The organism is Fluviibacterium sp. S390 (assembly GCF_049800695.1).
GTDB lineage: Bacteria > Pseudomonadota > Alphaproteobacteria > Rhodobacterales > Rhodobacteraceae > Meridianimarinicoccus.
In genome coordinates, this window is record NZ_JBNAFN010000025.1 from 33,095 (window position 1) to 46,566 (window position 13,472).

Consider the following 13,472-nt stretch of genomic DNA (forward strand, 5'->3'; position numbering starts at 1 on the left):
CATGAAGGGAGAATCGGCGTGAAATTGCCTAAAAAAGCGCTATTCTCTGCGAGTCTCTTCCTTTTCGGGAAAGGTGATTAAAATACACGCTTAGGTTGAGAAATCCTCTCGCCAGCCGTGAGTCGCCTCCCGTACAGAGGATGTGTCGCGCTTAACAAGCCCGGCCCTGTGGGCTATGACTTTGTGCAGTGCTGACAGTTCGGTAGAGGCAGTGTGATGATTCATCCAGTAATTCTGTGCGGCGGGTCCGGGACCCGTCTTTGGCCCCTGTCCCGGAAGGCCTATCCCAAGCAATTCACGCCGCTTTTCGGCCGCGAAAGCCTGTTCCAGGCCTGCCTGCGCCGCTATCTGGGCGACGGTTTCGGCGCCCCGGTGGTGCTGAGCCATGCCGATTTCCGTTTCCTGGCCGCCGAGCAGATCTCGGCGGTGGGTCTTGAAAAGGCCGCCATCCTGCTGGAGCCCGAGGCGCGCAACACCGCGCCCGCGATTCTGTCGGCGGCACTGTATCTGGCCGGCCAGGACAAGGGCGATGACCTGATGCTGGTGGCGCCGTCGGACCATGTGATCCGCGATGTGCCGGCCTTCCTGAAGGCGGTCGAAGCCGGGACGGCGGCGGCGGAAAAGGGCGATCTGGTGGCCTTCGGCATCCGTCCCGACCGCGCCGAGACCGGCTATGGCTATCTTGAGGTGGGCAGCACCGACACCGCCACGCCCAGGGCGATGCCGGTCACCCGCTTCATCGAGAAACCCGATGCCGACCGCGCCGAGACGATGTTCGCCGAGGGCCGCTTCCTGTGGAACGCCGGCATCTTCCTGTTCAAGGTCGACACGCTGATCGCCGCCTTCGAGGACCTGGCCCCCGAAATGATGGCCCCCTGCCGCACGGCGGTGGAAAAGGCGCGCCCGGACCTGGGCTTCCTGCGGCTGGACGAAGACGCTTTCGCCAGCGTGCCGGAAGACAGCATCGACTATGCGATCATGGAAAAGGCCGCCGCCGTGGCCACGGTGCCGGTGGAATGCGGCTGGTCCGACCTGGGCGCCTGGGACGCGGTCTGGCGCGAGATGGGCCCGGACGCCGCCGGCGTGGCCACCTCGGGCGCGGTGACCCAGATCGACTGTGCCGACACGCTGCTGCGCTCCGAGAGCGACGGGCCGCGGGTGGTGGGGGTGAACCTGAAGGACATCGCCGTGATCGCCATGCGCGACGCGGTGCTGGTGGCCGACATGTCCGACCTGCAGGCGGTGAAGACCGCGGTGCAGACCCTGAAGGCCGAAGGCGCCGACGAGGCCGAGATCCTGCCGCGCACCTACCGCCCCTGGGGCTGGTACGAGACCCTGGCCCTGGGCGACCGCTTCCAGGTCAAGCAGATCATGGTGCCGCCGGGCAAGAAGCTGTCGCTGCAAAGCCATGTGCACCGATCCGAACACTGGGTGGTGGTGCAGGGCACGGCCACGGTCACCATCGATGACGAGGTCAAGCTGGTCACCGAGAACCAGTCGGTCTACATCCCGCTGGGGGCCGTGCATCGGCTGGAAAACCCCGGCAAGGTGGATCTGCACCTGATCGAGGTCCAGACCGGGTCCTATACCGGCGAAGACGATATCATCCGCTACGAAGATATTTATAATCGCGCGTGACACTCGGGGGGAACCGGCGCGGATGCTGACCGCGCCCCCCCTGCCGGACCAGAAAAGGAGGCGCCGTGTCTGACGCCGCGCTGTCACGCTCCCGCCCGACCGGACGGCCGGCCATGGCGGAGCCACCCAAGGATTTTCCCCCCGAACAGATGGTGCCGGGGAAGATCCCGCCTGTGCCGAAACTGGCGCTGGTGGCGATGATCGCGATGATCTCGCCGATCTGGCTCGACGTGGCCGGGGTGCTGCTGGCGCCGACCCGGCTGCTGTTCGTGACCTGTCTGCCGGTCCTGCTGGTGATGCTGTTCATGGGCAAGTTCGGCAAGGTGGTCCTGACCGACTATCTGATGCTGTTCTATTCCTTCTGGATGTACCTGTCGATCGCGCTGTTCAACACCGATGTGGTGCTGGTCTTCGGCACCCTGCAGATGTCGCTGGTGCTGGGCGGCTACCTGATCGGGCGGGCCTCGATCCGCACCCTGGGCGACTGGCAGGCGATGGCGCGGCTGTTCGGGATCATCGTGGTCTGCATGGCGCCGCTGGCGGTGCACGAAGCCATCACCGCGGCCTTCCTGATCCCCGATTTCATCGCCTCGCTGCCGGGGTTTTCCAGCGTCACGGATGTGACCGACAAGGGCTATCCGCGCCGGTTCGGGCTGGACCGGGCGCAGGTGGTCTTCGGTCACCCGATCCATTTCGGCCTGTATTGTGCCATGCCGATCAGCCTGTTCTTCATCGGGCTGCGCAACAAGATTTCCTTCGTCACGCGCGGCACGGCGGTGGCGCTGATGCTGGCGGCCTGTTTCACCTCGGTGTCCTCGGGGCCGCTGCTGTCGGCGATCTTCCAGACCGGGCTGATCGGCTATTTCATGATGCTGGACGGCCACCCCAGGCAATGGCCGATCCTGCTGTGGGGGCTGGCCATCATCTATGCGATCATCGAGATCGGCTCGGACACCTTCGGGCTGTACGCGGTCGCGGTGCGGCTGGCCTTCAACTCCAACACCGCCTCGATCCGCCGGACCCTGTGGGAATACGGCACCGCGCAGGTGGCCGACCATCCGATCCTGGGCATCGGCCACAACTGGTGGAACCACCCGGTCTGGATGTCGGGCAGCATCGACAACTACTGGCTGCAACTGGCGATCCTTTATGGCATCCCCGCCAGTTTCGCCATGATCGCGGTCTATTTCTCGATCATGATCCGCGCCGGGCGCGGCAAGTTCATCCCCGGCTCCGACGCCTATAACGCCCGCGTGGCGGTGACCTTCCTGCTGGTCACCATGTTCCTGATCCTGGCCACGGTGACGATCTGGAACGAGGTGCTGGGCATGGTGATGTTCCTGCTGGGCTCCTCGGTGTTCCTGTTGCAGCCGCTGGCCGGCGAGGCGCCACAAGCCGCGGCCGATCCGCGGGCCGCCCGCAGCCGCGGCGGTGGCCGGCCGGTGGCCGCCGATCCGGCGCCCCCGCCCCGAGGCGGGGCCGGGACCGGGCCGGGATCCTCGGCCCCCGTCTATACCCGTTTTCCCAAGGGAAGTGTTCCCGCAGGCGGTGTCCGTCCTGCCCGGCCCGGCTCTGCCCGGGCGGCGCAGCCGGTCCGCAAGCGTCTTAACGAGGATTGAGTGTTGTGCGTCCGCCCCATCTGAAAAACCGGTCCGCCCTGCTGGACTGTATCCGCGCCGTGGCGATCATCATGGTCATCGGCTTCCACGTGGCGCTGGAATACCCCCGCGCCGACCTGGACACGGTGGCCCTGTTCCTGCGCCGCTACGGGCTGCTGGGGGTGGCAATCTTCTTCCCGCTCAGCGGCTACCTGATCTCCAGCTTCCTGCTGACCCGCGACTATCCGGGGTTCCTGAAGACCTTCTTCCTGCGCCGCTTCTTCCGCATCGTGCCGCTGTATTTCGTGGCGGTGACGGTGTTTGCCCTGGCGATGATCGTGACCCGGACCGACCTGCACCTGCTGGACCGGATGTGGGTGCCCTACAGCTTCCTGACCGCCTGGATCATCTTCTTCCAGGGCGAGGCCACGGTGCCCTACACGATCACCTGGTCGCTGTCGGTCGAGGAATTCGCCTATATCGTCTTCGGGCTGGTGACCTGGTTCAGCCGCCGCAGCATGCCCGCCTTCCTGATCGCGGTGAGCATCCTGCCGATCCTGCTGCGCTGGTACCTGTACTGGGAAAGCGCCAACGGCAACCACACCCCGGCGATCCATTATTTCCCGCTGGCCCGGATCGATGCCATCGCCACCGGCGGGGTGCTGGCCTGGCTGATGGTGCGCAAGACGCCGCTGAAATACCTGCTGCTGGGGTTCGGCGGGCTGACGCTGCTGTCCTGGGTGCTGGTGCAGCAGACCCCGGTGCTGAACCGCACCTTCCTGTATTCGCTCACCACCTTCGGCACCTGCTTCTGCATCGCGCTGTTCGATGGCGGGCGCTGGCGGATGTATTCCAACGCGGTGACCGAGGTGATCGCCAACATCGGCTTCTATTCCTACTTCACCTACCTGTTTCACTACTTCAACGTCTACGCGCTGTTCGCGGTGGTGCACAAATTGTTCGCGACCCCGCCGTCGTTCTGGATCATGACCCTGGCGGCGCTGGTCCTCACCCATGTGCAGGCGATGATCTCGTACAAGATCTTCGAAGGGCCGATGATGCGCTTCGGGCGCAAGCTGGAAGGGCGCAAGGAGACCGGCGGCAAGAAGGCAGCGGGCATGGTGCCGGTGCCCATGGCCACCGGCGCGGATGTCTCCAAGCCGCCCGAGACCTGAGCCACGCCAAAACCCTGCGGTGTGGAAAATGGCGGATCTGAGGCCATACCCAAAATGGTGCTGCGGAATGGCGAAAGCCCGGTTTTGGGACGGCGGCCATAAACGTGTCAAAATCAAACCGGATCCCGGCAAGGGTTGTGCCGCAACTGTCTCATGTCCCTCCTATTGTTTTAACCCGAGAAGAGCATTTGCCTCTGCAGTAGACATTGGTTCTTCCCATTCGACATAGCGCCGGAGGTTTTCGCGTAAAACCTGAAGCTCATCGCTTCGGCAACCGAATATTTGCAGAATACGTGCGCCATCTCGTACCCAACCACGCGTCAAGCCACCAACTTCTCCTTCAAATGCGCGGCGAACCATCGGAGCGTGCGACTGCGGATGATATATGGAAAATGCATTGGGATCGGTTGTGGCTGTCGAAGGATCATTACGGTCGGATTGACTGGTCCGCGAAAAAGTCGTTTTGACATCGCCGGGAATCAGGCACGATACATTCGCATCGACCTGGTTTGAGTAGGCCCTCATAATGCCGTGATAGGCATGGGCTGCGACCGTCCGATCACCCGCCGTGCGGTCTTCCGGTCGCGTGCCCAGGCCGCCAAAGTTTCCCTTGTAGTAGATGCCCCAGAATGGATCGATACCGCCGGGCAACGACGCCAGATTTCGATAGACCTCCGCTTCCATGGTGGCCCCGTCTGAGGAAACGAGCGCCGCAAACTGTTCTTCTGTCAGTTCGTCATCGCCAAGCCAATACCGGGTCCTGCCGTTGTCTTCCCAGATGATGCGCGCCACGATGTGCGGTCTTCTGCAGGGTGGAAGAAGATCGGGTCGCTGGCTTGCAATGTCTAGGATGTTCTGCGCGGCCGTTCCCGTCGGTTCGCTGCCCGCGATGTCCCGAATTTCCGCGCCCAGCAGTATCGTCTCGACAATCAGGCTTGCGCAACTGCCACCATGGGTCTGCACCCAGGTGCGCAGCCTCTCGGTCCGAACCTGCCTGGATTTGTCGAAAAATGTGTTGGGCAGTTTGCCTGCCATGGCGCCCCAGTCGGCCTGCGGCTCAATTGGATCGGGTCGCGGACCGCCGGTCAGTTCATTGAAGGCAAGAAGATCGATCGGATTACCGGAATGGAAATAGAGCTCCTCATCAGACCCTTCGCGGACAAGACGCGTCACCATCGTGCTTTGCTCGCAGACGGGTGGCATATCCGGATGATTGGCAATTATTTCTTTAAGAACAAAGGCGGCGGTCAATCCGGAGTCTTCCGGGTGTTTCGTGGCCCACATTTCTTCATTGTAGGTCACGGTTTCGACGAAAACCTCTGTGCAATCTTCGCCGTAGACGCGGAGGAAAGACGGGCGCATTTGCGACTTGCGCTTTCCGTCGACTCGGGTTGTTTTTTTGAAATCCCCAATGAATGTGCCCCACTCAGGCTTGGCATCCTGTGCAAACGTTGCGGTAGAGAGCAATAAACTGGCAAATACAGCAACAAACGAGCGCATCGCACCACCTCCAAATCCAAGCGTCCATAAAAGACTATCGGGCACTAGAATTTCTGCATCCGTCAACCCCGATGGTCGCGAGGTCCCGGTTGAACGGCTGTCTGCAGGGTCCAGAACCGCTGTCGGGCAAATCAAAGGCTAGCGGGGGATTTCCCCGGCGGGTTCAGGTGGGACAGACGCCTCGAATGTCGTTCGCGCAGGATGCCGCCCCGCGCCGCAACGGCCCCCTCAGCCCAGCGGCTGGACGTATTCGATGATGACGCCGCGGGTCGAGACCGGGTGCACGAAGTTGCACAGGAAGTTGCCCGCGCCCTGCACCGGTTCATCTTCCAGCATCCGCACGTCCTTTTCGGCCAGTGCGGCCTGCACGGCGCGGATGTCGGGGGTTTCGAAGGCATAGTGATGCAAGCCCCCGGCGCCCCGGTTGAACTTCATCAGCGGCCCGCCGGTGGGCACCACCAACTCCACCGCCGCCGTGCCTTCGGGGGCCTTCAGGAAGATGCACCAGCATTCGAAGGCGTCGACGTAGCCGCGGTAGTCTTCTTCGTGGTTGAACAGCGCCATGAAGGCCTCGGCGGCCTCCATGTCGGGCTGGATGATGCCCACGTGATGCAGTTTCGGGGCGGCGGGCAGGATGGGCAGATCGGTCATGGGGGCTCCGGCAGGGTCGGTCGGGAAGGTCGGGTCGGGAAAGGTCAGTCCCCGGACAGGCTGCGGGCGATCCGGTCGGCCAGCCAGGGGGTCAGGCGGGCGATGCCCAGGCTGGAGCCATGGGCGGCATCCACGTAATTCTCCGGATCCGTCGCCAGGAAGCGCGCCGCCCAGTAGTCGCCGAATTGCTGCACCCATTCGGCCTCATGGGCGTCGCCGTAGCCGTCATAGAAGGGCAGGAACAGGAAGGCGGTCTCGAACCCATGGGTTTCGGCCAGTCTGTCGAGGTCGCGCAGGTAGGCGCGCGAGACGCCGAATTCCAGCGCGTCGGGGATCGCCGGCACCGGCCAGGTGATTTCTTCGCGTCGCTGGGCGCTGTCGGCGGCGATGGCCAGGGCGTGATCCAGGGCGCTGGTCTGGCGCGCCTCGGCGTCGACACTCCAGCCCGGATCGTTGAAGCCGCGGTGATCGGGGGCGGGGCCGAGATAGCCCGCCGGATCGAAATCCTTCGCATAGCCGAAGGCCTCGGGCAGCAGGCTGGCCAGCGCCAGTTCCATCTGCCGGTAGGGCAGGGCCGCCAGGTTCACCGGCAGGGTGCGGTTGACCAGCCAGGGGCTGGACAGAAGCTCGCCCGGCCGGGCCAGGTCGCCGAAGGTCTGGTGGCCGTCGCGCGGGAAGACCTCGACCAGTTCCCAGATCACCAGCTTGATCTCGGGGTGATGTTTCAGCGCCTCGCGCAGCACCGTCAGCCGCCAGTCGAAGCCCGAGGCCGGGATCGAGACATTGGCCACATGGGCGCTGACGCCGCGCTCGGCCAGGGCGGCTTCCAGCTGCTCCACATTGGCGCCGCGCGCGGTCCGCGACGAGCCGATGACCAGCACGTCGATCGGGGTGTCGTCATAGGCCAGCCGTTCATAGACCCAGCCCAGCCGGTCGAAGATCGTGCCCTTGAAGGACTGGTAGCGGATGTAGGGATCATGCGGCAGCGCCAGGGTCAGGGCGAAGGCGCCCAGGAACACCGCCGCCACCAACCCCAGGAAGCGGCCCAGCCCCAGCGGCCGGCTGAGCCAGCCGGGCTTGTCCGTCACCGGCGTCTCGACGCTTCTGTCGCCGGCTTGCCGGGCGTTGGCGGCGGCGGGGCCGAAACTGTTCGGGCCGGAGGATGTCTCTGCCATGCGTCCTTGCCCCGTCAGAAGTTGAAATAGATGAATTCGGTCTCGCCGCGGCTGACGAAGGCCACGGCAAGAAACAGGACCAGCCCGGTATAGCACGCCCAGAGCGGTGTCGGACGCCATTGCAGCGCGATCTTCGGCAGCGCCACGCCGCGCCATTTGGCCCAGCCCAGGATCGGCTCGTAGCGGTTCATGATCTGCTGGGTGTTGGGGAAGAAGGCGATCAGTGCGGCGGCCACCAGGATGAAGGTCAAAGGCTCGGTCAGCAGCTCGCCAAAGCTGGCGGGCAGGATCGACGGCAGCATCAGCAGGTCGCCCAGCTGCACCATGCCGGCCCAGATCGCCGCCGCCGCTGCCACGCTGTCGGCGCGGAACACCACGTTGGCCGCGGCCACGCAGACCAGCGTCAGCGCGTGGTAAAACACCATGTCCCAGGGACCGGGCTTGATCTTCTTGCGGCGCTTGCGCCGGTAGGTGCGCCAGAATTCATTCACCGTCAGGTAGATGCCATGCATCAGCCCGAAGACCACGAAGGTCCAGTTGGCGCCGTGCCAGAAGCCGATGACCACGAACAGCAGGATCGTCGGCATCGCCGTGGTCAGGGCGAACATCTGCCATTTGCCATAGCCGCGTTCGGCGCCGAACCGGGTCAGCGGCACCACCAGCGGCTGGTGCATGTAGGCGACGATGAACTGCTGCAGGGTCATGTGCCAGCGCCGCCAGTATTCGATGATCGAGGCCGCGCGCAGCGGCGAATGGAAGTTCGGCGGCAGCTTGACCCCGAACATCCGCGCCAGCCCCAGCGCCATGTCGGAATAGCCCGAGAAGTCGAAATACAGCTGCAGCGTATAGCAGGCCGCGGCGCGCCAGGCCGCCAGCAGCCCGATCGGATCGCCCGCGGCGGCGGCGTCATAGATCGGGGTGGCAAAGGCCGCGGCGCTGTCGGCCAGCACGGTTTTCTTGAACATCCCCAGCGCGAAGATCGCCAGCCCGACGGTGAAATTCGCGGTGGCGAAGCGGCCCAGGCGGCGCCCGAAGAACTGCGGCATCATCTCCTTGTAGTGGACGATGGGGCCGGCGATGAGCTGCGGGAAGAAGATCACGAAGGTGGCATAGCGCCAGACCCCGGTGGGGCGCACCTCGCCCCTTGCCACGTCGATCAGGAAGGCGATCTGCTGCAGCGTGTAGAACGAGATCGCCAGCGGCAACAGGATCCGGTCAAGCACGAAATCGGTGCCCGCCGCGCCGTTCAGGTTGTCGATGAAGAAATTGGCGTATTTGTAATAGAACAGGATGGCGAGGTTGAAACACACCCCCAGCCCCATCACCCGCGCGTTGCCGCGCCCGGCCTCGCGGCGCCGGTCCAGCCAGCTGCCGAAGATATAGTTGCCGCCCATCGAGGCCAGCAGCAGCAGCACATAGGGCGGGTTCCACACCGCGTAGAACAGCAGCGAGGCCATCACCAGGAACAGGAAGATCCAGCGCTGCCTGCCGGTGGCGATCAGCAGGTAATAGCCCGCCAGCGCCGCTGGCAGGAACAGGAAGACAAACTGGAGCGAGTTGAACAGCACCGCGGATCTCCCGGCTCAGGACATCATGCGGACACGGGCGTCTGCACCGCCAGGGTCATGGGCAGGTCGGGGGCGTCATAGCCGGCCACCTCCAGCACCCAGCGGGTGCCGCCGTCGCCGATCGGGCCCAGTTTCTCGAAGCCCAGCTTGCCATAATGATCTTCCACCATGCCGTTCTTGGGCGAGGGCAGGTAATCGCCGTAAAGCTTGCCGATGCCGGCGGCGCGGGCGGCCTCGACCACGGTGGCGAGCGTCGCTTCCTCGACCCGGCGCTTGAGCACCCGGCAAGACATCAGCCAGGTGTCGAAGACCCAGGCGTCCGGTTCGGCATCCTTGCGCAGGATCACCACCGAGATCATGCCGTTGTCGCCGAACTTGTCGGTCAGGCGCACCTGCAGGGTGTGGCAGGCGGGATCGTCCTGCATCGCCGCCACCTCGGCCTCGGTATAGCGCCGGGTGGTCAGGTTGAACTGGTTGGACTTGTTGATCAGCTGGGCGGTGCGGGTGCGGCCCACCGCGTCGAACGGCGCGATGGTGCAGGCCATGTCCAGCGAGCGCAGGTAGTCGTCGTAATTGCCGATGGTTTCCATCGCCACGACGCGCTGCGCGTTGGCGCGGTATTGCTCGGCCCGCTGGGCATCATCCGCCGACAGGCCAACGGTTTCGAAATAGCCGCCCTGGGCCAGCATCGCCGGGTAGAGGCTGGGATCGTCGCCGACCTCGGGCACGCCGACCATCGGCAGCTCCATCCGCACGCGGGCGCGTTCGGCGGGGTTGTCATCCAGGAAGACCAGCGCGTCGGTGCCGATGTTCAGCACCTTGGCGATATGCTGGATGTTGGAGGCCTTGTCGGTCCAGTTGGCCACGAAGACCGCGATGTCGTCCAGTTTCAGGGCCATGTCGGGGTGCTGCTCGAAGGGCAGCTTGCCGTTGGCTTCCTCGTTCTTGGAACAAACCGCCAGCACCACGCCGCGTTCCTTCAGCGACAGGGCGTAAATCTGGATCGCCAGGAAGGCTTCGCCCTGGGCCGAGCCCTGGCCGATCTCGATGCCTTCCAGCCCGTCGTCGCCGATGATCCCGCCCCAGCAGGTGTTGTCCAGGTCCAGCACCAGGCATTTCGAGGCCTTGCCGCGCAGGGCGCGCAGCACCTGGGCGAATTTTTCCGCATACAGTGGCACGTAATCCAGCGCGAAGGGCACCTTGGCGCGATGCCACAGCCCGGCGTCGTGCCAATTGGCCCGGCCCACCAGAGCCGAAAGCGCCTCGGCATCGAACAGCACCGCGGCATGGCTGTCGCACAGATCGACCATGGCGTCATTGACGGCGGCGATCTGGGCCGCCAGCGCGCCCTTGGCGCGGCGGTCGTATTGCCCGGCCCAGGGATCGGCGGGCAGCGGCAGGGTCTGCAGGATCACCGTCTTGATGCCCGCCCCCTGCAGCCCTTCGACCAGCGCCGTCAGGGTGGCGGTGGCCGAGGCCACGGCGGCCGCGCCGCTGGCCGCATCGATGAACGACCGGGTCAGGCCCAGGCTTTGCGGGGTTTCGGCGATCAACGCCATCTCGGCCCCGAAGCCGCGCAGGGGGCTGCCCGGATCCATGACCTCGGCCATGGCCTGGCCGTAGGCGGGCACATAGGTTTCGACCTGCAGCCCGTGGCGCAGGGCCGAGGCGCGGATCGCGGGGGCGATGTAATCGGTGGTGGCCTGGGCCAGCAGCGCCAGCTTCAGCGGGCTCAATGCCGGCCCGTCGATGCGACCGGCCAGCTTGCCCACCGCCTTGTCGAGGCTGGTCAGCTTGTTGAGATCCAGATCCTGGGCGGCCAGCGCCACCAGGTCCTGGGCGGGCACCGGGCCAGGGGCCGCGATCAGCGCCTTCAGCGTGGCGCGGAAATCAGCGGTAGCCGGAACCAGCCAGGGAAGCTTTCCGGAGGACAGGTCGAACATTGTGCATACTCCACGCGCACCGAAACTACGTCACCGCGGGCCGTCAGCCGGCCTTGGTCTGAATCAGGGTGATGATGTCACCAAACTTCTTAAGGCCTTCGATCTCGGCATTGGAAAACTTGATGCCGTATTTCCGCTCGATGGCGATGATCAGGCGGACATGGCTCAGGCTGTCCCATTCCTCGACATCATTGGCGGTGGTCTCATCGGTCAGCTCGACGTCATCGGCATCCATGACATCCTCGAAGATGTCGACGAGTTCTTCCTTGATCGACGCGGTATCCATACTTCTGCACTCACCTGCTGCGTGTCTTGCCCGGCGCGAGGCGCGCGCGGACGGAAAGCGGCCGCGGCCATGACGCAACCGGAGCGGGCGCACACGAGGTGTTCCCGCCGGTTGTGCGGCCGCAGCTTTGGGGGTTGGGCCCCTTCAACTCAAGGGGCTTTGATGTCGCGGCGGTCGCCGGGACGGTGCCCGGTCACTCGGCCGACGGCGGGGTGTCGGACGCCTGCTCGGCCGCGGCCTTGCGCTTGCGCATCAGGCGTTTGACCGGATACCAGACGAAGCCCACGATGGCAAAAAACACCGCGGCCACCAGGGCCAGGGCTGCACCGATGGCCGAAACGCCGGCGCCCGGGCCGATATAGGCATGGGCCAGGGTCGGCAGCAGCATGACGGCCAGCGCCAGGGGTACCGTGAGATCCCGTTTCATCGTATTACCTTTCCAATTCTCAACTCAGACCAGTTCATTCGCCTGTATAAAGCATCCCGAACAACGATGCACGCGCAGCGTGGCTCTTTTGCGCCGCGTTGGCGCCGGGCACGGCGCTCAGGTCATGCAGGCTGTCATATTGCAGATAGACCTCGCCGGTGGCCACGTCGACCTCGTACCCGCGGCCTTCGCCGGAATAGCTGACCAGGGCGCGGCGGCGGTCGGGTGACAGGCTCAGGTGGCTGCCGCGATCCGAGAACAGCTGTTCGGCGGCCTGCGGCGTGCCGGGCTGCGGAAAGATCCGCCGTTCCTGCCCGGTGACCAGGTCCACCTCCAGCAGGCGCGAGACCCGGCCAACCTCGGCGTCGCCGCCCCAGTTGTCGAACATCACCATCTTCGATCCGGTCAGGTGATGCACCGAATGCTGCTGCACGAAGCTGCCGCGCACCACGTCGGTGATGGTGTCGGTGGCCGGGTCCAGCACTGCGACGGCGCTGAGGTTGCGCAGCGAGATCACAAGGTTGCCCGGCTGCAGGGCGCCGCCCGGCGCGGTATAGTCCAGCACGTCCACATAGTTGATGTGCAGCGGGTCGCAGGCATTGGTGGTTTCCGCCAGCATCGCCGACCAGGGCGAGGCCAGCAGGGCCGCCGACACATCGATGCGACGCTCGACGCTGCCATCGGCGCGCAGGATCTGCACCCCGTCGACCTGTGGCCGGCCGGTGTCGCATTTCAGTTTCTCGCGCGAGCCGCGCGGCCCCACCGGCACCACCCAGTCGCCGGTCGCGATGTCCAGGTCGGGCACCAGGGCGCGGCCATCGGGCAGCAGCGTCGCCCAGTGATGCGAGAAGTCGAAGCGGAACCACACCGGATGCCCGTCACGGTCCACCCGCGCCGCGCCGGCGGCAAAGGGGAACATGTTGCCGGTGGACTGGAAGCTGATCAGCAGGTCGCCGTTGTCATAGCGCTGCAGCCCCAGCGGGCGGAAGATCAGCGCCGGATCGCCCGGCACACCCTGGTGACCGAAGCTGCCGTCGGTCATGTCGGCGGCGAAGATCTCGTCGGGGCGGAAGGGGGTGGCATGGACCACCGCGCCGCTGCGGTCGATTTCCACCGCCAGGCAGCCGTGCTCGGGGCACAGTTCCAGGTATTCGTTCAGCCCGCCGTTGATCAGCAGCCCGCCTTGCGGCTCGGTCGCGCGGGGACCGGGGGTGAAGCGGCTGGAGACCGCGTCCTCCAGCGCCACCCGTTCCCGCGAATGGGCGTGGAACTGGCCCAGGTAGGGCGGCGCGCTGATGCCGCGATAGGTGTACAGGATCGTCTTGGCGCCATCGGCAATGGTGCGATAGGGGGGGACCTGGTACTCGCCCACGAATACCCCGGCCCCGAAGACCAGCAGCACCAGCGACACGACCGGCATCAGGATCGGCAGGATTTTCGACATACTCGGCTCAACTCCACGCACGGCCCGTGTCGGGCCGGTAACTGGGCCGGAGGCCTCCGGCCCCCGG

General features: G+C 65.1%; 11 protein-coding genes. 3 read left to right on the forward strand and 8 right to left on the reverse strand.

All coding sequences use genetic code 11. The features are described 5' to 3' along the window. The first annotated feature begins 216 nt into the window (after nucleotides 1–216). The 3 genes from ACP15K_RS17025 to ACP15K_RS17035 all read left to right on the forward strand — a co-directional run bounded on the left by ACP15K_RS17025 (nucleotide 217) and on the right by ACP15K_RS17035 (nucleotide 4,411). Entirely contained in the window at nucleotides 217–1,638 is a 1,422-nt protein-coding gene (locus ACP15K_RS17025) for a mannose-1-phosphate guanylyltransferase/mannose-6-phosphate isomerase (protein WP_424991083.1), read from the forward strand. 113 nt (nucleotides 1,639–1,751) lie between these two features. Beyond that, the gene (locus ACP15K_RS17030; protein WP_424991084.1) at nucleotides 1,752–3,257 is read left to right on the forward strand and encodes an O-antigen ligase family protein; all 1,506 of its coding nucleotides are present in this window, start codon (nucleotides 1,752–1,754) and stop codon (nucleotides 3,255–3,257) included. 5 nt (nucleotides 3,258–3,262) lie between these two features. Beyond that, on the forward strand, nucleotides 3,263–4,411 hold the full coding sequence (locus ACP15K_RS17035; protein WP_424991085.1) for an acyltransferase family protein: 1,149 nt from the start codon (nucleotides 3,263–3,265) through the stop codon (nucleotides 4,409–4,411). Between the two features lie 162 nt (nucleotides 4,412–4,573). Here ACP15K_RS17035 and ACP15K_RS17040 read toward each other — a convergent pair whose 3' ends face one another. The 8 genes from ACP15K_RS17040 to ACP15K_RS17075 all read right to left on the reverse strand — a co-directional run bounded on the left by ACP15K_RS17040 (nucleotide 4,574) and on the right by ACP15K_RS17075 (nucleotide 13,405). Beyond that, nucleotides 4,574–5,911 (reverse strand): hypothetical protein, encoded by a 1,338-nt coding sequence (locus tag ACP15K_RS17040; RefSeq protein WP_193143381.1) that lies wholly within the window; start codon nucleotides 5,909–5,911, stop codon nucleotides 4,574–4,576. A 228-nt stretch (nucleotides 5,912–6,139) separates the two neighbouring features. Further along, on the reverse strand, nucleotides 6,140–6,562 hold the full coding sequence (locus ACP15K_RS17045) for a VOC family protein (RefSeq protein WP_193143382.1): 423 nt from the start codon (nucleotides 6,560–6,562) through the stop codon (nucleotides 6,140–6,142). Between the two features lie 44 nt (nucleotides 6,563–6,606). After that, on the reverse strand, nucleotides 6,607–7,737 hold the full coding sequence (locus tag ACP15K_RS17050; RefSeq protein WP_424991086.1) for a hypothetical protein: 1,131 nt from the start codon (nucleotides 7,735–7,737) through the stop codon (nucleotides 6,607–6,609). Nucleotides 7,738–7,751: 14 nt separating this feature from the next. Continuing rightward, nucleotides 7,752–9,305, reverse strand: coding sequence for an MBOAT family O-acyltransferase (locus ACP15K_RS17055; protein WP_193143385.1), 1,554 nt, complete (start codon nucleotides 9,303–9,305; stop codon nucleotides 7,752–7,754). 23 nt (nucleotides 9,306–9,328) lie between these two features. Continuing rightward, on the reverse strand, nucleotides 9,329–11,248 hold the full coding sequence (locus tag ACP15K_RS17060) for an HAD-IIIC family phosphatase (RefSeq protein WP_424991087.1): 1,920 nt from the start codon (nucleotides 11,246–11,248) through the stop codon (nucleotides 9,329–9,331). Nucleotides 11,249–11,291: 43 nt separating this feature from the next. Continuing rightward, entirely contained in the window at nucleotides 11,292–11,534 is a 243-nt protein-coding gene (locus ACP15K_RS17065; protein ID WP_193143387.1) for an acyl carrier protein, read from the reverse strand. A gap of 193 nt (nucleotides 11,535–11,727) precedes the next feature. Then, the gene (locus tag ACP15K_RS17070; protein WP_193143388.1) at nucleotides 11,728–11,961 is read right to left on the reverse strand and encodes a hypothetical protein; all 234 of its coding nucleotides are present in this window, start codon (nucleotides 11,959–11,961) and stop codon (nucleotides 11,728–11,730) included. A gap of 34 nt (nucleotides 11,962–11,995) precedes the next feature. Beyond that, complete coding sequence (locus tag ACP15K_RS17075; RefSeq protein ID WP_193143389.1) at nucleotides 11,996–13,405, reverse strand: arylsulfotransferase family protein; 1,410 nt, start codon at nucleotides 13,403–13,405, stop codon at nucleotides 11,996–11,998. Nucleotides 13,406–13,472 lie beyond the last annotated feature (67 nt).